This window comes from Halomonas sp. MMSF_3323 (assembly GCF_030733595.1).
Taxonomy (GTDB): domain Bacteria; phylum Pseudomonadota; class Gammaproteobacteria; order Pseudomonadales; family Halomonadaceae; genus Halomonas; species Halomonas litopenaei.
In genome coordinates this window covers 74,707-98,029 of record NZ_JASHIT010000012.1, presented here as the reverse complement: position 1 = coordinate 98,029, position 23,323 = coordinate 74,707, and the positions used below count along the sequence as shown (strand labels likewise).

The 23,323-nt window shown below is 63.8% G+C and carries 23 protein-coding genes; 10 read left to right on the top strand and 13 right to left on the bottom strand.

What is annotated here, in order from left to right; all coding sequences use genetic code 11:
* The first annotated feature begins 168 nt into the window (after nucleotides 1-168).
* The 4 genes from RBB39_RS08300 (at nucleotide 169) to putP (ending at nucleotide 6,493) form a co-directional block, all read left to right on the top strand.
* On the top strand, nucleotides 169-540 hold the full coding sequence (locus tag RBB39_RS08300) for a hypothetical protein (protein WP_045994420.1): 372 nt from the start codon (nucleotides 169-171) through the stop codon (nucleotides 538-540).
* A gap of 68 nt (nucleotides 541-608) precedes the next feature.
* Entirely contained in the window at nucleotides 609-1,433 is an 825-nt protein-coding gene (locus RBB39_RS08295; protein ID WP_306169006.1) for an AraC family transcriptional regulator, read from the top strand.
* A 180-nt stretch (nucleotides 1,434-1,613) separates the two neighbouring features.
* Nucleotides 1,614-4,805 (top strand): bifunctional proline dehydrogenase/L-glutamate gamma-semialdehyde dehydrogenase PutA, encoded by a 3,192-nt coding sequence (gene putA, locus RBB39_RS08290; RefSeq protein WP_306169005.1) that lies wholly within the window; start codon nucleotides 1,614-1,616, stop codon nucleotides 4,803-4,805.
* A gap of 209 nt (nucleotides 4,806-5,014) precedes the next feature.
* Complete coding sequence (gene putP / locus RBB39_RS08285; RefSeq protein ID WP_045994400.1) at nucleotides 5,015-6,493, top strand: sodium/proline symporter PutP; 1,479 nt, start codon at nucleotides 5,015-5,017, stop codon at nucleotides 6,491-6,493.
* A 143-nt stretch (nucleotides 6,494-6,636) separates the two neighbouring features.
* On the opposite strand, the gene RBB39_RS08280 is transcribed toward putP, so the two are convergent.
* Entirely contained in the window at nucleotides 6,637-6,957 is a 321-nt protein-coding gene (locus tag RBB39_RS08280) for a hypothetical protein (RefSeq protein WP_108450176.1), read from the bottom strand.
* Between the two features lie 299 nt (nucleotides 6,958-7,256).
* Between RBB39_RS08280 and RBB39_RS08275 the strand changes: the two genes are divergently transcribed.
* Both RBB39_RS08275 and RBB39_RS08270 read left to right on the top strand, forming a co-directional pair.
* Nucleotides 7,257-7,865, top strand: a complete 609-nt coding sequence (locus RBB39_RS08275) for an OmpW family protein (protein WP_124803943.1) — start codon at nucleotides 7,257-7,259, stop codon at nucleotides 7,863-7,865.
* Nucleotides 7,866-8,133: 268 nt separating this feature from the next.
* A complete protein-coding gene (locus RBB39_RS08270; RefSeq protein WP_124803945.1) occupies nucleotides 8,134-8,775 on the top strand; it encodes an OmpW family protein in 642 nt (213 codons plus the stop codon).
* A gap of 299 nt (nucleotides 8,776-9,074) precedes the next feature.
* Here the strand turns inward: RBB39_RS08270 and RBB39_RS08265 are convergent, their stop codons facing one another.
* The 5 genes from RBB39_RS08265 to RBB39_RS08245 all read right to left on the bottom strand — a co-directional run bounded on the left by RBB39_RS08265 (nucleotide 9,075) and on the right by RBB39_RS08245 (nucleotide 12,329).
* Nucleotides 9,075-9,575, bottom strand: coding sequence for a gamma-glutamylcyclotransferase family protein (locus RBB39_RS08265; protein ID WP_124803947.1), 501 nt, complete (start codon nucleotides 9,573-9,575; stop codon nucleotides 9,075-9,077).
* 40 nt (nucleotides 9,576-9,615) lie between these two features.
* Entirely contained in the window at nucleotides 9,616-9,960 is a 345-nt protein-coding gene (locus RBB39_RS08260) for a YqcC family protein (RefSeq protein ID WP_108133007.1), read from the bottom strand.
* A 184-nt stretch (nucleotides 9,961-10,144) separates the two neighbouring features.
* Complete coding sequence (locus tag RBB39_RS08255) at nucleotides 10,145-10,894, bottom strand: amino acid ABC transporter ATP-binding protein (RefSeq protein WP_306169004.1); 750 nt, start codon at nucleotides 10,892-10,894, stop codon at nucleotides 10,145-10,147.
* Nucleotides 10,891-11,565, bottom strand: a complete 675-nt coding sequence (locus tag RBB39_RS08250; RefSeq protein ID WP_045995127.1) for an amino acid ABC transporter permease — start codon at nucleotides 11,563-11,565, stop codon at nucleotides 10,891-10,893. The genes RBB39_RS08255 and RBB39_RS08250 overlap by 4 nt, the downstream gene beginning before the upstream one ends.
* Before the next feature lie 17 nt (nucleotides 11,566-11,582).
* Nucleotides 11,583-12,329: an amino acid ABC transporter substrate-binding protein gene (locus tag RBB39_RS08245; RefSeq protein ID WP_306169003.1), complete on the bottom strand. Its 747-nt coding sequence runs from the start codon at nucleotides 12,327-12,329 to the stop codon at nucleotides 11,583-11,585.
* A gap of 479 nt (nucleotides 12,330-12,808) precedes the next feature.
* Here RBB39_RS08245 and RBB39_RS08240 point away from each other — a divergent pair, with 479 nt between their 5' ends.
* From RBB39_RS08240 to RBB39_RS08225, 4 genes are all read left to right on the top strand, one after another.
* Nucleotides 12,809-13,846 (top strand): DUF3549 family protein, encoded by a 1,038-nt coding sequence (locus tag RBB39_RS08240; RefSeq protein ID WP_045995125.1) that lies wholly within the window; start codon nucleotides 12,809-12,811, stop codon nucleotides 13,844-13,846.
* A 91-nt stretch (nucleotides 13,847-13,937) separates the two neighbouring features.
* Nucleotides 13,938-14,375 (top strand): RimK/LysX family protein, encoded by a 438-nt coding sequence (locus tag RBB39_RS08235; protein ID WP_045995124.1) that lies wholly within the window; start codon nucleotides 13,938-13,940, stop codon nucleotides 14,373-14,375.
* Nucleotides 14,376-14,408: 33 nt separating this feature from the next.
* The gene (gene rimK / locus RBB39_RS08230) at nucleotides 14,409-15,323 is read left to right on the top strand and encodes a 30S ribosomal protein S6--L-glutamate ligase (RefSeq protein WP_045995123.1); all 915 of its coding nucleotides are present in this window, start codon (nucleotides 14,409-14,411) and stop codon (nucleotides 15,321-15,323) included.
* 288 nt (nucleotides 15,324-15,611) lie between these two features.
* A complete protein-coding gene (locus RBB39_RS08225) occupies nucleotides 15,612-16,088 on the top strand; it encodes a hypothetical protein (protein ID WP_045995122.1) in 477 nt (158 codons plus the stop codon).
* 100 nt (nucleotides 16,089-16,188) lie between these two features.
* On the opposite strand, the gene RBB39_RS08220 is transcribed toward RBB39_RS08225, so the two are convergent.
* From RBB39_RS08220 to RBB39_RS08190, 7 genes are all read right to left on the bottom strand, one after another.
* Entirely contained in the window at nucleotides 16,189-16,965 is a 777-nt protein-coding gene (locus tag RBB39_RS08220) for a vancomycin high temperature exclusion protein (protein WP_071211162.1), read from the bottom strand.
* A 58-nt stretch (nucleotides 16,966-17,023) separates the two neighbouring features.
* Entirely contained in the window at nucleotides 17,024-17,596 is a 573-nt protein-coding gene (gene sufT / locus RBB39_RS08215; RefSeq protein ID WP_045995121.1) for a putative Fe-S cluster assembly protein SufT, read from the bottom strand.
* A gap of 86 nt (nucleotides 17,597-17,682) precedes the next feature.
* Nucleotides 17,683-18,924: a cysteine desulfurase gene (locus RBB39_RS08210; RefSeq protein WP_108133008.1), complete on the bottom strand. Its 1,242-nt coding sequence runs from the start codon at nucleotides 18,922-18,924 to the stop codon at nucleotides 17,683-17,685.
* A gap of 2 nt (nucleotides 18,925-18,926) precedes the next feature.
* Nucleotides 18,927-20,273, bottom strand: coding sequence for a Fe-S cluster assembly protein SufD (gene sufD, locus RBB39_RS08205; protein WP_108133009.1), 1,347 nt, complete (start codon nucleotides 20,271-20,273; stop codon nucleotides 18,927-18,929).
* Complete coding sequence (sufC, locus tag RBB39_RS08200) at nucleotides 20,270-21,022, bottom strand: Fe-S cluster assembly ATPase SufC (protein ID WP_045995118.1); 753 nt, start codon at nucleotides 21,020-21,022, stop codon at nucleotides 20,270-20,272. The genes sufD and sufC overlap by 4 nt, the downstream gene beginning before the upstream one ends.
* 75 nt (nucleotides 21,023-21,097) lie before the next feature.
* A complete protein-coding gene (gene sufB, locus RBB39_RS08195; RefSeq protein WP_045995117.1) occupies nucleotides 21,098-22,540 on the bottom strand; it encodes a Fe-S cluster assembly protein SufB in 1,443 nt (480 codons plus the stop codon).
* A 79-nt stretch (nucleotides 22,541-22,619) separates the two neighbouring features.
* Nucleotides 22,620-23,081: an SUF system Fe-S cluster assembly regulator gene (locus tag RBB39_RS08190; RefSeq protein WP_306169002.1), complete on the bottom strand. Its 462-nt coding sequence runs from the start codon at nucleotides 23,079-23,081 to the stop codon at nucleotides 22,620-22,622.
* Nucleotides 23,082-23,323: the final 242 nt, after the last annotated feature.

Genomic DNA, 23,323 nt, shown 5'->3' with positions numbered 1-23,323 from the left:
GAGGTCGTGCGGCCTCACATCCATCCATAATGTAACAATATGCAATGAACGCCCCTGCCACCACACCAGCGTCAACGCAGATCGGGACCCGCGACATGTGCGGCTGGATGTGAGAGCCTTGCGATCAGCCGTCCTTTCCCGTTTCAAGCGATCTACCGTGCCATGACCTTGTCCTTGTTTCTGCTCGTGTTCGTCGTCTGTCTGGTCGTCTTCGTCGCGGTGCTCGCGGTGTTGATGCTGTCCGGCACGCCACGATACCGCACCGAGCCACAGCACCTGCTTGACCTGTTCGACCGTGCTCTCGACAGCACAGTTGGCGAAGATGAATGGAATGCCGTCATCCTTTATCCGATTCGCCACGACGAGTACCTGGACGGCGTCCGACGCCGCGCTCGCAGCCTGGTCGATGAACACGGGCGCTTTGGCCGGGTGACCCGGGGCAAGGCCCTGCTGGACAGCGCCGGACAGGAGGACCTGCGTGCACTACGCGACCACCTGGCCGCTCGTATCCGCCTCAGGGAGCAGCCCAGGGGGGACTGAGAGTCAGTGAGAATCCTGTACCCATCGGGTATGATGACGTCCTCGTTACCGCCTGCGGGAGCCCCCCGATGAGCAGCGCCATCAGGCAGATCCCTCTGGACACCGCGACCCGGCATCACTCCCACGACTACCATCAGATCGTGATCGCCCTGGCCGGGCGCGCCGACTTCGACATCGAAGGCCTTGGCGGCACCATCGAGGCATTCTGCGGCTGCATCGTGCCCGCCAACCACCTCCACTACTACGCCGGCACCGGCAACAACCGCCAACTGATCCTCGACCTTCCCGATGACGCCCTGGCGCTCACCGGCCATCATCATGAACTGGCCAGGCTGTTCGACGCGCCACGTTTCTTCACCCTGGACGCACCTCTGAAACAGTTCCTGGGGTTCGTGGTGGCCGAAATGAATCAGTTGGCGCTCGAGGGCCCCGTCCCTGCCCTGCATCAGGAACGCCTGGCGACCACCTTGCTGGGCTCGTTGCATGCGCGTCTGGCCGGCGATGAAACCGGCGCGATGCACCACCGGCGCATCGACCTGCGCGCGCTCGATCGCTACATCGACGATCACCTGGCGCGCCGCTTCAAGGTCGCCGATCTGGCAGCCTTTGCCTGCCTCAGCGAAACCCACTTTACCGAACGCTTCCGCGCCCAGACGGGCATGTCACCCTGGCAATACGTGATGCGTCGACGCCTGGAGGCATCACGTCAGCTGTTGATGCGCAGTCGCCTGCCGTTGTCGGAAATCGCCGCCCTCACCGGCTTCGCCCATCAGAGCGCCCTGTCCCGCGCCTACCGCAAGCACTATGGCCATCCCCCCAGCCAGACCCGACGTCATGTCAGCGAGATTTCGCCAGCGAATCTCCACCATCTGACTGCCAAATCGGCACATTAAAGCTAGGGTTAGTCGATAACGCCCGTGGATTTGCCAAATCCTTCGGTGCATTTGGCAAGCATGGAAGAGGCATGCAACCTAGTCTTGCCAACATGCCCGGATTGCGCGACTGCACGTCCGCGATCGACTTTGCGGCAAGCCCTTTCTCCGCCCGCGGCGGTTCACCATTTGGGGACTGACATGCTCAACGCCAACAATATGCTCGACAACTCCACCTGGCAGCAGGATCTGGATACACTCTTTGCGCGCATCAGCGATCACTACGTGGTCGAAGAAAACGCCTTCGTAAGTGAATTGATCAAGCTGATCGATGGCAAGGACGAGCACATCGAGCGCGTCGCCGACGAGACGGCTTCTCTCGTGCGCGAAGTGCGCGAGATGGACACCGCCGTCGATACCATCGACGAGCTGCTGCAGCAGTACAGCCTGGATACCCACGAAGGCTTGATGCTGATGTGTCTGGCCGAGGCGATGCTGCGCATCCCCGACAAGGCCACCGCCGATGCACTGATCGAAGATCGACTGGGCCCGGCCGACTGGAAGGCCCACCTCGGCAAGAGCGAGTCCTGGATGGTCAACGCCTCCACCTGGGGCCTTCTGATGACCGGCCGGGTGGTGAGCCTGGACAAGCCCAAGGATGGCAAGCCCAGCGGTTTCATCAACAAGATGGTCAACCGCATGGGCGAGCCGGTCATTCGCCGGGCCATGGTCGAAGCCATGAAGGTGATGGGCAAGCAGTTCGTGCTGGGGCGTGATATAGACGAAGCGCTCAAGCGCTCCAAGCCGCTGTTCGACAAGGGCTATACCTACTCCTACGACATGCTGGGCGAGGCCGCCCGTACCCGGCGTGATGCCGGCCGCTACTTCGACGACTACGCCACCGCCATCCGCCAGGTCGGCAAGACCAGCCGCAACCTGGGCGACAGGACGCCGGCACCGTCGATCTCGATCAAGCTGTCCGCGCTGCACCCGCGCTACGAGTTTGGCCGCCGCGAACAGGTCCTCGAGGAGCTGGTGGGCAGCGTCAAGGAGCTGGCCAAGCTGGCCCGGGACAATGACGTGGCGGTGACCATCGACGCCGAGGAGATCGACCGCCTGGAGTTGTCGCTGGAGGTCTTCCGCGCCGTCTACGAGAGCGACATCTGCCGTGGCTGGGGGCACTTCGGTCTGGTGGTGCAGGCCTACTCCAAGCGCGCCCTGCCGGTGCTGCACTACCTCAACCGTCTGGCCGACTTCCAGGGTGACGAGATCCCGTTGCGTCTGGTCAAGGGTGCCTACTGGGACACCGAGATCAAGGAGTCCCAGCAGCTCGGCGTCGACGGCTATCCGGTGTTCACCCGCAAGGCCTCCACCGATGTGGCCTACCTGGCCTGCGCGCGCTTCCTGCTGTCCGATGCCACCAAGGGCCGCATCTTCCCGCAGTTCGCCACCCATAACGCCCACACCATCACCACCATCCTCGAGCAGGCCAACCACACCAGCCGAGCCTTCGAGTTCCAGCGCCTGCACGGCATGGGCGAGGCACTCTACGATGCCGCGCTAAAGCGTGCACCTGAAGGCACCTACTGCCGTATCTACGCCCCAGTGGGCGCCCACAAGGACCTGCTGCCCTACCTGGTTCGCCGACTGCTCGAGAACGGTGCCAACTCCTCCTTCGTGCATCAGCTGGTGGACCCCAAGGTGCCGGTGGAGTCGCTGTGCGTCCATCCCATCGAGACACTGCGACAGTTCGACAGCCTGTCCAATCCCCAGATTCCGCTACCTCGCGACATCTACGGCGAGCACCGCCCCAACTCCCGCGGCGTCAACCTGACCATCAACAGCCAGTACCAGCCGCTGATGGAGGCCATGGGCAAGCACATGGATACCCGCTACCAGGCGCGCCCGCTGCTGGCCTTCGAGGTCGCCGAAGACCCCGCCCAGACCCACGAGGTCACCAGTCCTTACGACCGTCGCCAGGTGGTCGGTAGCGTGCAGTGGACCACCCGCGAACAGACCGAGCGAGCGGTGGACGCGGCCTGGGCTGCCTTCCCGGCGTGGGAGGTCACCCCGGTCAAGGAGCGCGCCGATATCCTGAGGCGCTTCGCCGACCTGATGGAAGAGCACCTGGCGGAGCTGATGGCGCTGTGCTCGCGTGAAGGTGGCAAGCTGTTGACCGACGGCGTCGACGAGATCCGCGAAGCGGTAGACTTCTGTCGCTACTACGCGGTGCGCGCCGAGGAGATCTTCGGTGAGCCCACCGAGCTGCCCGGCCCCACCGGCGAGTCCAATCGTCTGCACATGGGCGGCAAGGGGGTGTTCGCCGCGATCAGCCCGTGGAACTTCCCGGTGGCAATCTTCTGCGGCCAGATGGTCGCCACCGCGGTGGCCGGCAATACCGTGCTGGCCAAGCCCGCCGAGCAGACGTCGATCGTTGCCCACCGGGTGGTCGAGCTGCTCTACCAGGCCGGCATGCCGCGTGAAGTGGTCCAGTTGCTGCCCGGCGACGGCCCCACCGTGGGCAGCGTGCTGACCGGCGATTCGCGGATCACCGGGGTGGTCTTCACCGGCGGTACCGATACCGCCCAGATCATCAACCGCGCCCTGGCCGAGCGTGAGAATGCGCCGCTGCCGACACTGGTGGCCGAGACCGGCGGCATGAACGCGATGATCGTCGACTCCACCGCCCTGCCCGAGCAGGTCGTCGCCGACGTCATCCACTCGGCCTTCCAGAGCGCCGGACAGCGCTGCTCGGCCTTGCGGGTGCTCTACCTGCAGGATGACGTCGCCGACCGTGTGCTACAGATCCTCGACGGCGCCATGGCCGAACTCCACGTGGGCGATCCGCGCGACCTCGGCACCGACGTAGGCCCGGTGATCGACGAGGACGCGCGCAAGAACCTGCAGGCGCATATCGATCGGCTCAAGGGTGAAGGACGTCTGATCAGCGAAACACCGCTGAAGCCCGAGCACACCAGTGAAGGCACCTTTGTCGCCCCGGCGGCCTTCACCATCGATGGTATCGATGCGCTCGAGCGTGAACAGTTCGGCCCGGTGCTGCACGTGGTGCGCTGGAAGTCCAACGAGCTCGACAAGGTGATCGCCTCGATCAACGCGCGTGGTTATGGCCTGACCTTCGGCGTGCACAGCCGCAACGAATCCTTTGCCGATGAAATAGCGCGGAAAGTGCGCGTTGGCAACGTCTACATCAACCGCAATATCATTGGTGCTGTCGTAGGCGTTCAACCCTTCGGCGGTCAGGGGCTCTCCGGCACCGGTCCCAAGGCCGGCGGCCCCAACTACCTGTTGCGTTTCGCCACCGAGAAGACGGTGACCAACAACACGGCGGCACTCGGCGGCAACGCCTCGCTGCTGGCGCTAGGGGACGAGTAAGTCAGGCCCTGGCCTGCTGGTCCAACGCACTCACCCGACGGTCGGCGCACCGTCGGCAACCGGCGCTCACCCACTACCCCGAGGGGAGCGCCGGATCGCAGGGACGCGCGTGACGACCGCGCCCACACGGGGAGATCATCGCGCTCGACACAGGGCCGGTGACTTGAGAACGCCAACCACCCACGACAAAAACCACAAGGAACGCTCCCATGGTCGAAAACAACGCCACCATTGGCATCACGTTCGCGCTGTATCTGATATTGATGCTGGTCATCGGTATCATTGCTTACAAGCGCACCACCAATCTGTCCGACTATATCCTTGGTGGCCGCTCGCTTGGCCCCTGGACGTCGGCGATATCTGCCGGCGCCTCGGACATGTCGGGCTGGCTGCTGCTGGGTCTGCCCGGTGCGGCCTACGTCAGCGGTCTGTCGGCCTCCTGGATCGCCGTGGGCCTGTTGATCGGCACCTGGCTCAACTGGCTGATTGTCGCCCGGCGCATGCGCGTCTACACCTTCAAGGCCAATGACGCCCTGACCCTGCCGGACTTCTTCGCCAAGCGCTTTCGCGAGAAGGCACCGCTGTTGCGGGTGATCTCGGCGGTCTTCATCCTCTTGTTCTTCCTGTTCTACACCAGCTCCGGCCTGGTTGCCGGCGGCAAGCTGTTCGAGACGGTATTCGGCTTCGACTACACCATCGCGGTGACCGTCGGTACGCTGGCCATCATCTCCTATACCTTCTTTGGCGGCTTCCTGGCGGTCTCCTGGACTGACCTGATCCAGGGTCTGATGATGGCAGCGGCGCTGCTGGTCGTGCCGGTCATCGCCCTGACCGAACTGGGTGGCTTCAGCGGCAGTGGCCAGCAGATCCTGGCCGAGAACCCCGACATGCTGAGCTGGTTCGTCGATGCGTCCACCGGTGAAACCCTGACCGCCATCGGCATCATCAGTTCGCTGGCCTGGGGCCTTGGCTACTTCGGCCAGCCGCACATCCTGGCGCGTTTCGCGGCCATCCGCTCCGAAGCCGACATCCCCGCCGCCCGTCGCATCGCCGTGACCTGGTCGGGCCTGTGCCTGGTCTGCGCCATGGCGGTCGGTCTGCTGGGCCTGGTCTACATGACCCGCGACCTGGGTGACGGCGAGACCATCTTCATGGTCATGGTCAACGCCATCTTCCATCCGCTGGTCGCCGGTGTGCTGCTCGCCGCCATCCTGGCTGCGGTCATGTCCACCGCCGACTCCCAGCTGCTGGTGTCGTCCTCTGCCCTGACCGATGACTTCTACAAGGCGCTGTTCCGCCCCGACGCCAGCCAGTCCGAGCTGGTCTGGGTCGGCCGCTTTGCGGTCATCGGCATCGCCGTCATTGCCTACCTGCTGGCGATGAACCCGGACTCCACGGTACTGGGACTGGTGTCCTACGCCTGGGCCGGTTTCGGCGCCGCCTTCGGTCCTGCACTGATCATGTCGCTGTACTGGCGTCGCATGAACCAGTGGGGTGCGCTGGCCGGTATCGTGGTCGGTGGCATCACCGTGGTGGCCTGGGCCGAGATGTCCGGCGGCCTGTTCGATCTTTACGAGATCGTGCCCGGCGTGATCTTCGCCTACATCGCCATCGTGGTGGTGAGCTTGATGACCGCCGAGCCGAGCAAGGAGATCACCGAGCAGTTCGACACCCTGGAAGACGCCTGATCGTCAGTGATCGTCTGCCACGCAAGAAGGCCGCCCTCGGGCGGCCTTCTTCGTTACGGGACACATCCAGCACGCACCTGGCGCTCAACGCTCACTGACGGTCGAACCGCCCTGCCCACCTTAGCCGTGCACATCAGCCCCGTTCAAAACAGGCCGGCGTAGCGACACAGCAGCAGCACGATAAAGCTGACCAGTGCCAGCGGATACCAAGGCATGGCCCCCGCCAGACGCCACCAGCCGGGTACCGCTGAGAAGTGCAGCGGCATGGACAACCCCCCGCCCAGCGCCCACACGCCCAGAACTACCATGGCCAGCCTCGCCGGCGTCGGGAGATCACGAATCAGCCAGGGTTCCAGCAGCAGCCACACCGCCAACAGAGCGGTCAGTGCGAGCACCAGTGCCGCCCCGCCCCAGGGCAGCGTCGACATGCCGAGCAACCTCTCACGCCTTCGTCTGGCCACCATCCCGCACTCTCCTCCGGAGTCTTCTCCCACAGTGAAGACGATTTATCGCCGGACGGCGAGCGTTTATGCAGTGCACAAGCGCGCATCGACGTCTACGCCACAATGTGCAAAAAAATTGTACAGCATTTACATTACCTACCCGCCCAAGTCGATTTAGTTCCATAAATTCTGGCTAGTTACTGCTATCTGGCCAATTAACTATTTCTACAAGACATTTAGAAACACTGTTCGTAAACTGCGAAGCGTACAAGGTTACTTCCCTCGGGAAGGATGCCATCGGATCATCAAGGAGGTCCCGCATGAACATGACTCGACTGATGGGCACCGCAGCCCTGCTCGCTACCACCACCTTCGCCGCCCAGTCTGCCCTGGCCTATCAGGCAGGTGACATCTACGTGCGCGGTGGCTTCGAGAAGGCCGATCCCACCTCGGACAACGGCGATATCGCCAACCAGGATCTCGATGTCTCCGAGGAGAACGGCTTCGCCTACGGCGCCGGCTACCTGTTCCACGACAAGTTCGGTGTCGAGCTCAACGGCTCCGAGGCCATGGAGCACGATATCGCGGTCAACGGCGGTAATGTGGGCAGCGTCGACCGTACCCCGGTCAACCTGATGCTCAACTACTACCCGCTGGGCGGCGTGGAAAACGCTCGCGTCCACCCCTACGTTGGCGTGGGCATGAACTACACCCACTTCTCCGACGAGAGCTTCAACGCCGACCTCGATAGCTCCTACGGCGCCGCAGCCCAGGTGGGTCTCGACCTCAGCGTCACCGACAACCTGCTGGTCGGCACCTACGCCCGCTACGCCGAGGTCGATTCCGATATCGAGGTCGACGGCCACGATGTTGGCGAGGCCGAGATCGATCCGATGACCATCGGTGCCGGCGTCACCTATCGTTTCTAAGCGCCTGCGCGGTCTTGAAATAAGCGGTTAAGCGGTCAGCTCGATCACGCCGCATTCCAACCGCAGCATCGAAGGCGTCTGGCTTTGCCAGGCGCCTTTTTTGGTGCGTTGCCGGTTCATTTATGTCGACCAAAGGAGGTATTGAGGTAGATCAATAACCACGTTCTCGATGCGGCATACACTGCTTGGCAATCGGGCTCGCCGAATGGCTCGCCAAATGGCTCGCCGACCGGCTCGCCCACTTTTGCCAGTACGCAAGGAGAACACCATGCGCCACCCCCTGATCACCACCGCCCTGGTCGCCGCCATCGCCGGCAGCGCCCTCGTCAGCAGCCAGGCCTTTGCCGCCTACGGCAAGGGTGACATCTATACCCGCATCGGTGTGGCCAAGGTCAAGCCCGACTCCGACAACGGCTCGCTGATGGGTGGCACCATGGACACCGACGTCCATGACGACAACGGCTTCGCCTTTACCCTGGGCTACCGCTTCCACGACAAGTTCGGCGTCGAACTGCTGGCCGCCGAGCCCTTCGAGCACGACGTCGACCTGAACGTAGGTGGCACCGATATCGGCGCCAGCGTCGAGCACCTGCCGCCGACCCTGACCGTGCAGTACTACCCCTTCGGTGGCACCGAGGCGCGGGTGCAGCCCTACGTCGGCCTGGGGGTCAACTACACCCACTTCTCCGACGAGGATATCGCGCTGGAGGGTGCCGATCTCGATCTGGAAGAGTCCTGGGGCTGGGCCGGCCAGGCGGGCCTCGACCTGGTCATCGACGACCACTGGGCGGCCAACATGGCGGTGTGGTATCTGGATATCGACAGCGACGTCGACCTCAACGGCGAGGACATCGGCGAGATCGAGGTGGACCCCTACGTGATCATGGCCGGTATCAGCTACCGCTTCTGATCCAGGGCTCGACCGCTAACACGCAGCGCCCGCTCCTGCCTGGCAGGAGCGGGCGCTGTGCTGTCACCGTCACAAGATGGCTTCTGTGGTCGCTCGCGTGGCAGTTGCCACTGCAATTCTCGAGGGAGGGGCTGCGGTAACAGGGCAAGCAGAGGCCTAGGCTTAGTACGAAAAGCCGGCGAGCGATGGTTAGACAAGGCAAAAATCGGTAAGAAAGCGCAGTTTACGAGGTGTAAATGAGCATTTTGACGCGATTTTTAACGCCGCATTACCGAGCGCAGGCACTTTTCGTACAAGCCTTAGCGGGGATGATAACGTGACAGCCCCAGTCGCCCCAGAGTGGCATCATCGAGGTGCTCGACGGCCTCTACCGCCGCCAGCGCCTGATGATAGCCCTCGCTGAGGAAGTCCCGACCGGCCAGCAGGTGCTCAAGGTACTCGCGGGCGGGCCGCAGGTCATCCCCCTGGCGTTCGGCGCCGGCGATATAGACCCAGGCCTCGATCGGCCCTTGTTCGGTGATCACCGGCAGACGATGACGGTCGTACTCGTGTGGGTAACCTTCGAAGGGATCCATCTGCCGGATCTGCTCGGGTTCGAGGAGTTCGAACAGCGCACCCTCGACCCGATCGCCTGGCGCCGGCACCACATTGGCGTGGGCGATGCCCGGCACCCGGGAGGCCTTGTTGAAGCGCAGCGCGTAGCCTTCCAGGCTGCCGGCCAGCACACGCCGGGTCTCGCCGATGCGGGCGGCGACACGCTCAATGTTCATGTTGCTGCCATAGGCAAAGTACCAGGGCATCGCCTTCTCCTCGCTGGGGACTTCTTCCGTTACCGGCGATTCAGTTCTCGGTGATCAGCCGGTCGATATCCTCGACAACCTTCTGCAACAGCATCCGGTCCTGGGCGCGCGCGCCTTCCTGGATCAGGTAGGCGTCCACCGCCGGGGCCACATCGCAACTGGCGGGCAGGGGTGCACGCTGTTCGACCAGGGTATCGAGCCTGGCGATAAACACGAAGCGCAGCCACTGGGGCAGCGACATGGTATCGATGCAGAACGGCTGCCGACTGTTGAAGGCGGCGGCCTCCGGCTTGTCCATACGCCACATGTTGGCGGCCTTCATGGTCGCCTCGAGCTCGCGCAGGGCCGCGCCCAGGGCGTCGTGGACGGAAGGTTCGGTGGGCATGATGCCTCCGCTTTGAAAATGGGCTTGGTGCACGTCATTGTCGCGTGCCGGACCAGCGAGGGCCAGCCCGGCAGCAACACGCGCCCCCCAAAGAAACCGCTGCAAATGCGGCACCTCGAAGGGCACGCCTCGACGTGCAGACTTTCTCGAACGAGGATCTCGCCGGATGGATGAGCGACTCGGCCTACAGGGGCTCGGCGGCGGGCAGCACCTTGCGCAGGAAGTCCCGGGTACGCGGGTCCTGCGGTGCATGGAACAGCTCCGAAGGAGGCCCCTGCTCGACGATGCGCCCGCCCTCCATGAACACCACCCGGTCGGCCACGTCACGGGCAAAGGCCATCTCGTGGGTGACCACCAGCATGGTCTGGCGTTCACGCGCCAACTGCTTCATCAACGCCAGCACCTCGTCCACCCACTCGGGATCCAGCGATGAGGTAGGTTCGTCGAACAGGATCACCTCGGCCTGGGCGGCCATGGCGCGGCCGATCCCCACCCGCTGCTGCTGGCCCCCGGACAGCGACGCCGGATAGGCGTCCGCCTTGTCCGACATGCCGATGCGCTCGAGGATCTCACGCGCTCGCTGGTGGGCCTTGGCCTTGGGCCAGCGGTTGACCACGATGAGGCCCTCGGCGATGTTCTCAAGCGCCGTCTTGTTGGCAAACAGCGCGTAGTTCTGGAACACGAAGGCCGTGTGACGACGGGCAGCCAGGATCTCGGACTTGCTGGCCTGGGTCAGGTTTAGATTCAGCGGGCCCAGCGTCAGGCGGCCACCGTCTGGCTGCTCGAGAAAGTTGAGACAGCGCAGCAACGTCGACTTGCCGGTCCCGGAGGGGCCGATCACCACGATGATCTCGCCCTGCTGGATCTCCAGGTCGATACCGTCGAGCACGGTGGTATCACCGAAGCGCTTGGTCAGTCGCTCTAGCTTGATCATCGACGATAGGCCTCGTTGAGTCGGGATTCCAGGCGCCGCTGCAGCCAGGCCAGCGCCTCGACGATGGCCCAGTAGATCAGCGCCACGGTGATGAAGGCCTCGAAGTACAGGAAGCTGCCGGCGGCCTCTTTCTGGGTCGCCCCCATCAACTCGGTGACGCCCAGGGTGAACGCCAGCGAGGTGGCCTTGATCATGTCGATGAAGTAGTTCATCAACGTCGGCACCGCGATGCGAGTGGCCTGGGGCAGCACGATCCGGCGCATCAACTGGCCGTTGGTCATGCCAATGGACAGCGCCGCCTCGGTCTGGCTGCGATCCACGCCGACGATGGCGGCGCGGATCGACTCCGCCATATAGGCCGAGAAGTGCAGCGTCAGCCCCATGATGGTGGCGGTGATGCCATCGATGGTGGTCAGAAACGACAGCACCTGGGGCAGCCCGTAGTAGAACAGGAACAGCTGCACCAACAGCGGCGTGCCGCGAAAGAACGAGATGAACCACAGCGTCAGGCCGTTGAGAACCGGGATCTTGAGTACCCGTATCACCGCCAGGCCACAGGCCAGCACCAGAGCCAGCGCCATCCCGGCCAGCGCCATCCCCAGGGTCAGGGGAAGATAGCTGAGCAGGATGGGCACCAGCCCAACCATGTAGTCGAGGTCGAGAATGCTCATGGAGAGTCGATCACCACTCAGGGCGTGGTGATATCGGCATCGAACCAGCGCTCGGAGATCTCGCTCAAGGTGCCATCTTCACGCAGGGTGTCCAGCGCCTGGTCGACCTCGTCGCGCAGTGCCTGGTCGTCCTGGCGGAACGGCAGCGCATTGCGAATCTCGGAGAACGGCTTGCCGGCCAGCGCCAGCGGCAGCGGCTTTTCCTTGATCACCTGGGTGGCGCTGACGCGATCCATGACGAAGGCATCGACACGACCCAGCGCGGTGTCCTGCTCGATGTTGCTCTCATAGGTGCGGATATCGATCTCGTCGGCGTAGGGCAGCTCGCGCAGCAACTGCTCGTAGTTGGAGCCCAGATTGACGGCCACGGTCTTGCCCGCCAGATCCTCGACCCCGGAGACCTCGTCATTGCCTTCCTTGGTCACCACCTGAGCACCGTCATACACATAGGGCGAGGTGAACAGGTACTTCTGCTCACGCTCCTCGGTGATGGTGATCTGGTTGGCGATGGTGTCGATGCGCCCGGACTCGAGCATGCCGAACAATCCTGAGAAGTTGGCGGTAACGAACTCCACCTCGGTGCCCATCTCTTCGGCCACCGCTTCCATCACGTCGACCTCGAAGCCCTTGAGGGTGTCCTGCTCGACGAAGGTAAAGGGAAAGTAACCACCGGACATGCCGACTTTCAGGGTGTCGGCGTGGGCACCGGCAGCGACACCGATGGCACCTGCGGCGGCAAGAGAAACAGCCAGATGACGAACCATGGACGGCTCCTTGAAAACGATTGGGGCGGCCAGTGCGGCATGGCCCGGGAGGGTGACAGGTGGAGGCATCCATCGCCACTTCAACCCTGGGCTGCTCGATGGCTCAGCATGATTTGGAATAAACGACCGCTATTATATTCCAAATCGATAGCAGACGCAGTGAAAAATCCCAGGGTGAACCATAGCCTCCTGCTATTGCGACCGCCCTTTCCGGGAACAACCGCCGACAGCCGTCGGCTAACTGTCACCTCACCGACTTATCCCCACCATCATTCATTCACAGAAGCGCTGAATGTCCCTGTGGATAACCCTTTGACAGATGACGCCGAGCCGCTTCTGACGCTCTTTCGCGGCGCTTGATCAAAAATTCACCAGCGGTGCAGCAAAATACAGTGCGAGGGATGCACAAATTTCCGCCGTGGACGGCTGACACTCCTCGAGCGGCGCGATAGAGTGCACGCTGATCTTTCGGAGGGGCCATGCAAGCGATCCATCGTCTTCACGACTTTTTCACCCTGACCGGTGCCGAGGTGCGTCTCTATCATATGGGACGGCGTGTGCACCCCTGCGCGCTCGAGACCCTGGCAGACTTCGAGAGCGGCCAGGTCCCCTGGCCGGAACCCTGGCAGGGTCGTGCCCGCCTGGCGCTGGTGTTTCGCCTGGGTGACATGAGCGACCCGCTGATCTGGTTCCTGGCGCTGCCGGTGGACGAACAGGGCCTTCTGGATGCCGCCCAGCGGGACGCCTTCCTCGAGCGCCTGCTGTCCACCCTGGGCCGCAGCGCAGAAGCGCTGGAGCAGTCCGACGGCGGCGAGATCGACAACCTGATGAAGGACAACCCGCTGGCCTTCACCCCTTCCCTGACCTTTCAGGCGATGCTGCACGCCCGAGCCAGCGCCGATCTTGAGCGTCCCGCCAGCGAGCACCTTGAGCCGGTCGAAGCCTTCCTGTCGGGCCAGGGTGGCCACGACTGGCAGGCGCTGGGCCTGCAGGGGCTGGCCGACCATGTGGCGCGTCTCACCCCCGAGACTGAGGCCTCGCTGGTGGCCGCTATCCCGCAGCTGCACAGCGAAGTGCTGACATCGCTATGCTACTGTCTGGAACATGTAGCACTATCAGCAGAGCTTGCGGAGGCGCTGCGTCAGCGCGGCGAACAGGCCGCCAGCCAGGGCGACATCGAGACCTTCTGCGCCTGTGTACGCGCCGTGGGCAACGCGCCCGACAGCCTGGCCGGTGACTGGTTCGACGCCCTGCTGGCCGATAGCGATGCCTGCGGCCCGGACACCCTCGCGGCAATCGCCGCACGGGGCTGGCAACACCTGGAGCACGCCGAGCGCCTGCCGCTGTTTCTGGAGCGGGTCGCCGAATGCGACGGGGCCGACTTCCTGGCCGTTGCGAGGGACCTGGCGCAGATCCCCCGGCTGCGTCTGCCGGTACTGATGACGCTGCGTCAGGCGCCGAAGGACTCCGCCACCGCTCGCCGACTGGCGGCGGTCAAGGGCACAGGCGGTCATTGATTCGCTTGCCCGTGTGACGTTCGTTGCCACTGACAGTTCGACAACGGACGTCGCCTGAATAACAAGCAGCATCCCGCGACAAGGAGAAGACATGAAGGACCTGCCCTTTCAGGCTCAGGCCGTCGTCGGTCGCCGCGAGATGGTGATCCTGCCGCAGATGCACCTGCATCTGTGTGCCAAGGTGGACACCGGCGCTCGCACCTCGGCGCTGCACGCCGAGGAGATCGAGTCCTTCGAGGAGGACGAGATCCTATGGGTCAGCTTCGTCACCCGTGCCGGCGGCCCCGACAGTCCGTCACATCAGTACCGCATGCACCTGCATGATCGGCGCAAGGTCACCAGCTCCAACGGCCAGGCCGAGTGGCGCTACTTCATTCGCACCCAGATGCAGATGGGGGATCTGGAATTTCCCGTCGAGCTATCCCTGACCGACCGGCGCAACATGCGCCACCCCATGCTTCTCGGTCGCCGCGCACTGCGCCGCCTGCTGGTGGCGCCCGGCGCTACCTTTCTGCACGGCGAACCCTGACGGATCCACCGCCCCTGACCTGGAGACTCGCACATGCATATCGCGCTGCTGTCCCGCAACCGCAATCTCTACTCCACTCGTCGCCTGGTGGAAGCCGCCGAACAACGCGGCCATACGGCCCGGGTGGTCGATACGCTGCGCTGCTACATGAGCATCGCTTCTCACCATCCGTCGATTCACTACAAGGGTGAGGAACTCGAGCCCTTCGACGCCGTCATCCCGCGCATCGGCTCCTCGGTCACCTTCTACGGCTGCGCCGTGCTGCGTCAGTTCGAGATGATGAACGTCACCGTGCTCAACGACAGCGTCGGTATCACCCGTTCCCGCGACAAGCTGCGCTCACTGCAACTGCTGTCTCGCAAGGGCATCGGCCTGCCGGTGACCGGCTTCGCCCACTCCCCCGATGACATCCCGGACCTGATCACCATGGTCAAGGGCGCCCCGCTGGTGATCAAGCTGCTGGAAGGCACCCAGGGTATCGGCGTGGTGCTGGCCGAGACCAACCAGGCGGCGGAATCGGTGATCCAGGCGTTCATGGGCATGAAGGCCAACATCATGGTTCAGGAGTACATCAAGGAAGCCAAGGGCGCCGACATCCGCTGCTTTGTCATCGGCGACAAGGTGGTGGCAGCGATGAAGCGCCAGGCGGCCGAAGGCGAGTTCCGCTCCAACCTGCACCGCGGCGGCAGCGCCAGCGTCATCCGTATCACCCCGGAAGAACGCTCCACCGCCATCCGCGCGGCCAAGTCCATGGGGCTGCGCGTGGCCGGTGTCGACCTGCTGCGCTCCAACCATGGCCCCGTGGTGATGGAGGTGAACTCCTCGCCCGGCCTGCAGGGCATCGAGAGCGCCACCGGCAAGGACATCGCCGGCCTGGTCATCGAACACCTGGAAAAGAGCGCCACGGCGCGTCCACGGACCCGTACGCCGGCCAAACCCAAGGGCTGAAGCGGCAAGGGCTCAAGATAAAAGCCCCGTAAAGGATGACGCCGACGGGCGACCGATAGTACGGTCGCCCGTCTTGTCATTGGCGCTCACTTACCGCTCACAAGCGCGAGGCGGCCCTTCGCCTACGACGATATCTCGCCGCAACCGGGCCAACTTTGTCAGCGCTTTTCGACCAAGGTCGAAGCGATCGACCACCCCACCGCAAGAATCATAAATATTTGCCACATTAGGGGTGGCAAAACTCCTGCTGGAGCCCCACAATTTGCGTCACCGGAGGAGGTGACGCGCATGTTTCTCGATAATCGCCAGGTGGCGATGGACAGCCTGCTGGAGGCCCTGGCCGACAGCGTCGACTATTTCCAGGACAATCTCGAGCGCCTGCGACCCTCGCTGCGCGACGCTCTGGAGCCCCACTTCGAGACGCGCCAGAAGACCATGCGCGAGCTCCAGGAGCTGGCGCGCGAACACCTCGACCTGCTGCCGCGTGATGCCGACGTCGAACGCGACGACTACATGTGGCTGTGGAGTCGTCTCAAGAGCTTTGTCGGCAACGACTCACAGGTGTTGATCAACGAGCTGCTCGAGCAGGAGCGGGTGCTGATGCAGTCCCTCTCCACCCTGTTTACCCATCCCTTGCCGGGCCCCATCGAGCCGGTGATCGAAGAGGTATGGAAGGGTTGCCGCGCGCTGATTCGCGAGCTCTACGACCTGCAGAAGTCGACCGCCCAGAAGCGTGGCGCAGGCCGTCGAACCGTCAAACGCTGACGCCGCCGACCACAACGCCAATCCACGAAAACGCCTTGCCAGGCTCTGCCGGCAAGGCGTTTTTATTGGTGAAGCGGATGCCTGGGTAAAGGGGCTGCTCTCAGTTCTTGTCGGCGTCGGGCGTGCGCAGCAGCAATGGCGCCACACTGGCGTCGCCTCTGGTCAACACCTCATCGATGATCTCGTGAAGACTCCGAGCCTCGATGCGAGCTGCCGGCGCCGCGATCTTCAAAGGCTCCAGCGGGCCAAGAAAGCGCGGCTCTCGTTGCCACAGGTAGAGATCGCCCAGGGTCGCCACCCGGGCCACCCACTCTCGCAGGATCAGCCAGCGAGAACCCTCCCTCTCGGGCGCCGGGCAGCCCTCGACCTCAAGTCCCAGGGCATCAGCGATGAACAGCGCCCGCGGCAGGTGCCAGTCCTGGGTAATCAATAGCGCGCGCTCCACCTCGAACACGTCGCGGGCCCTGGCCAGGGTATCGAAGGTGCTGAAACCGGCGTAGTCCAGCGTCATGTCGACCTCGCGCACGCCACGCGCCTTGAGATCGCGCCACATGGTCACCGGCTCGTTGTAGTAGCGGGTGGCATTGTCACCGGACACCAGCAGGTGGCGCAGACGTCCTTCGTTCATCAACCGGGCGGCGGCGATCATGCGCCCTTCGAAGTGGGGATTGCGGGTACCGCTGCGGGTCCAGTGGGAGGTGCCGAAGACGATGCCGACCTGGTGGGGGCGGCATTCGACGAGGCGAGGAGCGATGCGATCGCGGGTGGTGGCCACCACCCAGGCGTTGGCCGCGACAAAGGCCAGGGCGAGCAACAGGACCAGGCTACCGAGACACAGCAGCAGGCGACGAAACATCGTGAACAGCGGCTCGCGCATGACGATTCCAATTGACAGCGGAGGTCAGGACCCGCTGCGCGGGCCAGAGAGGGCCGGGTCAGAACATGCCAAGTTCCAGCTTGGCCTCGTCGCTCATCATCTCACGACTCCAGGGGGGATCGAAGACGATCTCGGTATGCACCTTGGAAATCTGCGGTGCTCCCAGAATCTTGTTGCGCGCATCCGCCGCGATCACATCGCCCATGCCACAACCGGGGGCTGTCAGGGTCATGCGAATGGTGACGATGCGCTCACCACTGATCAGGCGCTCGATACGACAACCGTATACCAGTCCCAGATCGACGATATTGACCGGGATCTCGGGATCGAAACAAGTCCTGAGCTGATCCCAGACAAACGCCTCGATCGCCGCATCGTCGGCCTCGGGGTCCAGTGTCGGGCGTGGCATCGGCTCGAGGCCCACCGCGTCCAGGTTGGATCCCTCGATCAGGTACAGACGTCCCTCGTAGGCAACACTCAGGGTGCTGCCCTTGGCCTGCATCACCGAGACGATGCTGTCCTCGTCAAGTGTCACCGTCTTGCCGAAGGGAATGGAGATGACCTCCACGTCCCGCTGCAACGGCAGTTGCTGGCCCTTGCTCAGTTGAGCAATCTGATCGTGTTCGCTCATGCAATTCCTTAGGCGGGTACGCCGAATGACTCCCTTGCCAACCAGGGCTCGAGGCGGTACGCGCCGCCCCGAGCCGCCCTGCTGCTTCAGCGCAGCATGCTGATCACCCGCTGGAGGCTCTCGACCAGCACGTCGACTTCCTCCGGGGTGTTGTAGGCCGCAAAGGAAGCGCGACAGGTGGCATCGACGCCGAACTGGGCCAGCAGCGGCTGGGCGCAGTGGTGGCCGGTACGAATCGCCACGCCGAGCTGGTCGATCAGCAGACCGATATCCTGGCTATGCACGCCGTCGACCACAAAGGACAAGACGCCTGCCTTGTCCGGCGCGGTGCCCAGCACGCGAAGGCCATCCACCGCCGCCACGCTTTCGGTGGCGTGCTCGAGCAGACGATGCTCCCAGGCGCTGATGTGCTCAAGGCCGATCGAGTTGACCCATTCGATGGCACGGCCCAGGGCGATCACTTCGGCGATGGCCGGCGTGCCCGCCTCGAACTTGTGGGGGATGGCGGCAAAGGTGGTCGGCGTCTCGAAGGACACCGTGGCGATCATCTCGCCGCCACCCTGCCAGGGCGGCATGGCCTCGAGCAGCGCCTCGCGGCCGTAGAGCACGCCGGCGCCGGTGGGACCATAGACCTTGTGCCCCGAAAATGCGTAGAAGTCGGCACCGATGGCCTGAACATCGATCGGCTCATGGGGTGCCGCCTGGGCGCCATCCACCAGAATCAGCGCATCGTGCTGATGGGCGACCCGGGCCATCTCGGCCACCGGGTTGATGGTACCGAGGGCGTTGGAGACGTGATTGACCGCCACCAGCCGGGTGCGCTCGCCGATCAGGTCACGGTAGGCGTCCTGATCCAGCGCGCCACGCTCATCCACCGGGATCACCTTGATGGTGAAGCCGCGCTCGGCCGCCAGCAGCTGCCAGGGCACGATATTGGAGTGATGTTCGAGCTGGGAGATCAGCACCTCGTCACCGGGACCGAGGTTGGCGCGCCCCCAGCTCTGGGCCACCAGGTTGATCGCCTCGGTGGTGCCACGGGTGAACACGATCTCGCGGGTGCTCGCGGCGTTCACAAAGGCACGCACGGTCTCCCGGGTGCCCTCGAAGGCCGCCGTGGCCTCGTCGGCCAGGGTGTGAAGGCCACGATGGATATTGGCGTTCATCTGGCTGTAGTAGTGATCGAACACCTCGATCACCTGACGTGGCGTCTGGCTGGTGGCGGCGTTGTCCAGATAGACCAGGGGCTTGCCGTGGACCTCCCGATCGAGGATCGGGAAGTCCTTGCGCACCCTCGCCACATCGAGCAGCAGATCGCTGAAGTGGGTCATGCTCAGTCCTCGTTGAGGGCCACGGCGGCTTCCACCAGACCGGCCAGGTGGAAGCGCTCGGGCAGCTTACCGGCCACGGTCAGCTCGACCCGCTCGGACACCGCGTCCAGATTCACCTGGTCCATCACCTCACCGGCGAAGGCCAGGGTCAGCAGTCCACGTGCAGTGGCCTCATCCAGCCCGCGGGTACGCAGGGCAAACACCGCTTCCTCGTCGAGCTGACCGGTGGTGGCGCCGTGGGAACACTTGACGTCGTCGGCGTAGATCTCGAGCTCGGGCTTGGTGTCGATCTGGGCACGATCGGAGAGCAGCAGGTTGGCGTTGCTCTGGTCGGCCTCGATCTTCTGGCTGTCGCGCTTGACGATCACCTTGCCGTTGAACACGCCGTGGGCGCGGTCATCGAGGATGCCCTTGTAGTTCTCGTGGGAGAAGGTGTGGGGCGCGTTGTGGTTGGCCAGGGTGTGGTTGTCCACGTGCTGGCGATTCTGGCCGTAGAACAGACCATTGAAGGTCACCTCGGCGCCCTGGCCATTGAGGTCGCTGACCAGGTCGTTGCGCACCAGTCCACCACCGAGGGTGATGTTGAAGGAGGTGAACTGAGCGTCGCGGCACTGCTCCACGTGGATACTGGCCACGTGCAGGTCCTGCTCGGGCGACTCCACCAGCTTGTAGTGGGTCAGGTTGGCGCCACGATCGAGCATCACCTCTTCCACCAGGTTGGTGAAGTTGGCGGCGCCCTCTTCACCCACATGGTGTTCGATCACGGTGGCCTGGCTGCGTCCGCCCGCCTCGATCAGGATACGCGGGTGGCTCATCACCGGCGCCTCGTTGGCCCGGGACAGGAACTGCAGCACGATAGGCTTGTCGACCACGGTGCCGGGCGCCAGGCGCACCAGCGCGCCCTCCTCGAAGAAGGCGGTGTTGAGCGCCGAGAAGGCCGAGAATTCGACCCCGGTCAGGCGCCCCAGCGGGCCGCCGACGGCCTCGTGGTTCTCTTCCAGGGCCTGGGACAGCGGCTGCACCTGCACGCCACCCGGCAGCTCGGACAGGTCCGACAGGGCGCTGGAAAAGACGCCGTCGACGAAGGTCAGACGGTGGGCGTCCAGCGGCAGCGTCAGGGCAGCGGCGCTGGCCTGGGAAAACTCGGCAGAGCCTGTGAGCTGGAAGTCGGTGCGACTAATGGCGCGCACGTCGGTGTACTTCCACTCTTCGACGCGGCGATCGGGAAAGCCCATCGCCTCGAAGCGGGCCGCACCGGCCTGGCGCCGTGCGGCGATCCAGGTGGGTTCGCCGCGGCGCGCCTCGCTGCGCTCGTTCAGACGATCGAGAAAGCGTTGCACATCACTCATGCAGCGGGCTCCTCTACGACCCAGTCGTAGCCACGGGATTCGAGTTCATGGGCAAGCTCGGCGCCGCCGCTCTTGACGATCCGGCCGTTCACCAGCACGTGGACGTGGTCGGGCACGATGTAGTCGAGCAGGCGCTGGTAGTGAGTCACCAGCAGGATGCCGCGATCTTCACTGCGCAGCGAGTTGACCCCATCGGCCACCACCTTCATGGCGTCGATGTCGAGGCCGGAGTCGATCTCGTCGAGCATCGCGAGCTTGGGCTGCAGCACCAGCATCTGCAGGATCTCGTTACGCTTCTTCTCGCCGCCGGAGAAGCCTTCATTGACGGCACGCTGCAGGAAGCTGTTGTCCATCTTCATGAAGGACACCTTTTCCTTGATCAGCTTCATGAACTCGGGTGCCGGAATCTCGCCCTCGCCGCGCGCCTCGCGCTGGGCGTTGAGCGCCGCCTTGAGCAGGTAGATGTTCTTGACCCCCGGGATTTCCACCGGGTACTGAAAGCCCAGCAGCAGACCGGCCTGGGCGCGCTCTTCGATCTCCATCTCGAGGACATCCTTGCCCTCGAAGGTGATCGAGCCCGCGGTCACCTCGTAGCCGTCCTTGCCCGCGATGACGGCGGACAGGGTCGACTTGCCGGCGCCATTGGGACCCATGATGGCGTGCACTTCGCCAGGCTGGATGGACAGGGTCAGACCCTTGAGGATTTCAGAGCCCTCGACGGTGACGTGGAGATCCTTGACTTCGAGCATGTAGACACCTTTGCGATGCCCGCCGCGCCGGGCGGCGGGAGAAAAACGAATAAGGGTGGAAGTTGGCGCCGGGGGTCAGCCCACCGCGCCTTCGAGCGTCACGTTGAGCAGTGCCTCTGCCTCGACCGCAAACTCCATCGGCAGCTCCTGGAAGACGTCCTTGCAGAAGCCGTTGACGATCATGTTGACCGCGTCTTCCTCGGAGATACCGCGGCTCTGGCAGTAGAACAGCTGGTCCTCGCCGATCTTGGAGGTGGTCGCCTCGTGCTCCACCGTGGCCGTCGAGTTGCCGATCTCCTGGTACGGGAAGGTGTGGGCACCGCAGGTATCGCCGATCAGCAGCGAATCACACTGGGTAAAGTTGCGCGCGCCCTTGGCCCGCGGGCCGACCTTGACCAGACCACGATAGGACTGGTTGGAACGCCCGGCGGAGATACCCTTGGAGACGATGGTGGACTTGGAGCCCTCGCCCAGGTGGATCATCTTGGTGCCGGTATCGGCCTGCTGGCGACCGTTGGTCACCGCCACCGAGTAGAACTCGCCGATGGAGTCCTTGCCACGCAGGATGCAGGACGGGTACTTCCAGGTGATGGCGGAGCCGGTCTCGACCTGGGTCCAGCTGATGTGGGAACGGTCGCCACGGCAGTCGCCACGCTTGGTGACGAAGTTGTAGATGCCGCCCTTGCCGTCCTCGTCACCCGGATACCAGTTCTGCACCGTGGAGTACTTGATGCTGGCGTCTTCCAGCGCCACCAGTTCCACCACCGCGGCGTGCAGCTGGTTCTCGTCGCGCATCGGTGCGGTGCAGCCTTCCAGGTAGGACACCTGGGCCTTCTTCTCGCACACGATCAGGGTGCGCTCGAACTGGCCGGTGTTGGCGGCGTTGATGCGGAAGTAGGTGGACAGCTCCATCGGGCAGGTCACGCCTTCCGGCACGAACACGAACGAGCCGTCGGTGAACACCGCCGAGTTGAGCGCGGCAAAGTAGTTGTCGCTGGTCGGCACCACGGTACCCAGGTACTGCTTGACCAGCTCCGGATAGTCGCGGATCGCCTCGGAGATGGAGCAGAAGATCACGCCGGCCTCGGCCAGCTTGTCCTTGAAGGTGGTGGTCACCGACACCGAGTCGAACACCGCGTCCACGGCGACGCCAGCCAGGGCCGCACGCTCATGCAGCGGGATGCCCAGCTTCTCGTAGGTCTCGAGCAGCTTGGGGTCCACCTCGTCGAGGCTCTGGGGCTTGTCTTCCTCACGCTTGGGCGCGCTGAAATACGAGATCGCCTGGTAGTCGATGGGCGGATAGTCCAGATGGGCCCAGGACGGCGCGGTCATCTTCAGCCACTGATGGTAGGCGTCAAGGCGCCAATCGAGCATCCACTGCGGCTCACCCTTCTTCTTGGAGATGAAGGCGATGGTGTCTTCATCCAGCCCCGGCGGGATCGTGTCGCTCTCGATGTCGGTCACGAATCCTTCTTTATATTCGCGACGGACGAGCTGTTCCATTTCCTGACTTGCCATGATGTGTCCCCTCCCGGACGGTTCGGTCGGCGGGCGTTACCCGCCCAGGGTAATGAAGTCGATGTCGATGAGGCGCTGGTCAGGCTTCCGCCGCCAGGCTGATGCTCTGGATCGGCAGGCGAATCGGCAGCTTCAGCGGCGCGCTGTCGGCCAGGTGCGCCAGGGTGATGCTGTCGAGCAGTTCGCGGATCGCCAGCGACACTCGCTGCCAGTTGTCGGCCACCCCGCAGGTGGAGGCCAGGTCGCATTCGCCATCGGCGTGGCTGCATTCGGTCACCGCCACCGGCCCTTCGATGGCCGCGATGATGTCGCTGGCGGTGATCTCCGAGGCAGTACGCGCCAGGTAGTAGCCACCCTGGGCGCCGCGCCGGGACACCAGCAGTCCCGCGCGCACCAGCATCTTCAGCGTCTTGCTCACCGTGGGGTGAGGCAACTGCACCGCTTCGGCGAGCTCTCCGGCGGCGTGCGGCTGCTGGGGGTGACGTGCGATCTGTGCCATCACCACCGCCGCATAGTCCGTCAACCGGGAAAGCTTCAGCATGCCCATCTCCTCGGGGAGTTCCCCTCGTCGGTGCAGGGCTCAGCCCCTGCTTCGATTGGGGACCATTTTAGTCCTGTATAACCTCCATGTGAAGAGCGGCACACATCTATCACGTCGATAGTCCTCACGTTCTCGGCACGATCGCCGCCGATAGACACATTAAAACCAATCATTCTCATTTACTTTAACTATGCGTCCGGGTTGACAGCCTCACCCCCAAGCATCAGATCCATCAATTCCCG

Excerpts from the sequence above, each read along its gene's own strand:
- RBB39_RS08245 (WP_306169003.1), bottom strand. The coding sequence starts at position 12,329 with ATGGTTCGTCATCTGGCTGTTTCTCTTGCCGCCGCAGGTGCCATCGGT.
- sufT (WP_045995121.1), bottom strand. The coding sequence starts at position 17,596 with ATGAGCGAACACGATCAGATTGCTCAACTGAGCAAGGGCCAGCAACTG.
- sufB (WP_045995117.1), bottom strand. The coding sequence starts at position 22,540 with ATGGCAAGTCAGGAAATGGAACAGCTCGTCCGTCGCGAATATAAAGAA.
- RBB39_RS08280 (WP_108450176.1), bottom strand. The coding sequence starts at position 6,957 with ATGGTGGCCAGACGAAGGCGTGAGAGGTTGCTCGGCATGTCGACGCTG.
- RBB39_RS08210 (WP_108133008.1), bottom strand. The coding sequence starts at position 18,924 with ATGACCCACTTCAGCGATCTGCTGCTCGATGTGGCGAGGGTGCGCAAG.
- RBB39_RS08190 (WP_306169002.1), bottom strand. The coding sequence starts at position 23,081 with ATGCTGAAGCTTTCCCGGTTGACGGACTATGCGGCGGTGGTGATGGCA.
- RBB39_RS08220 (WP_071211162.1), bottom strand. The coding sequence starts at position 16,965 with ATGCGCGAGCCGCTGTTCACGATGTTTCGTCGCCTGCTGCTGTGTCTC.
- putP (WP_045994400.1), top strand. The coding sequence starts at position 5,015 with ATGGTCGAAAACAACGCCACCATTGGCATCACGTTCGCGCTGTATCTG.
- RBB39_RS08255 (WP_306169004.1), bottom strand. The coding sequence starts at position 10,894 with ATGATCAAGCTAGAGCGACTGACCAAGCGCTTCGGTGATACCACCGTG.
- putA (WP_306169005.1), top strand. The coding sequence starts at position 1,614 with ATGCTCAACGCCAACAATATGCTCGACAACTCCACCTGGCAGCAGGAT.
- RBB39_RS08250 (WP_045995127.1), bottom strand. The coding sequence starts at position 11,565 with ATGAGCATTCTCGACCTCGACTACATGGTTGGGCTGGTGCCCATCCTG.
- RBB39_RS08270 (WP_124803945.1), top strand. The coding sequence starts at position 8,134 with ATGCGCCACCCCCTGATCACCACCGCCCTGGTCGCCGCCATCGCCGGC.
- RBB39_RS08240 (WP_045995125.1), top strand. The coding sequence starts at position 12,809 with ATGCAAGCGATCCATCGTCTTCACGACTTTTTCACCCTGACCGGTGCC.
- RBB39_RS08275 (WP_124803943.1), top strand. The coding sequence starts at position 7,257 with ATGAACATGACTCGACTGATGGGCACCGCAGCCCTGCTCGCTACCACC.
- rimK (WP_045995123.1), top strand. The coding sequence starts at position 14,409 with ATGCATATCGCGCTGCTGTCCCGCAACCGCAATCTCTACTCCACTCGT.
- RBB39_RS08265 (WP_124803947.1), bottom strand. The coding sequence starts at position 9,575 with ATGCCCTGGTACTTTGCCTATGGCAGCAACATGAACATTGAGCGTGTC.
- sufC (WP_045995118.1), bottom strand. The coding sequence starts at position 21,022 with ATGCTCGAAGTCAAGGATCTCCACGTCACCGTCGAGGGCTCTGAAATC.
- sufD (WP_108133009.1), bottom strand. The coding sequence starts at position 20,273 with ATGAGTGATGTGCAACGCTTTCTCGATCGTCTGAACGAGCGCAGCGAG.
- RBB39_RS08225 (WP_045995122.1), top strand. The coding sequence starts at position 15,612 with ATGTTTCTCGATAATCGCCAGGTGGCGATGGACAGCCTGCTGGAGGCC.
- RBB39_RS08235 (WP_045995124.1), top strand. The coding sequence starts at position 13,938 with ATGAAGGACCTGCCCTTTCAGGCTCAGGCCGTCGTCGGTCGCCGCGAG.
- RBB39_RS08260 (WP_108133007.1), bottom strand. The coding sequence starts at position 9,960 with ATGCCCACCGAACCTTCCGTCCACGACGCCCTGGGCGCGGCCCTGCGC.
- RBB39_RS08295 (WP_306169006.1), top strand. The coding sequence starts at position 609 with ATGAGCAGCGCCATCAGGCAGATCCCTCTGGACACCGCGACCCGGCAT.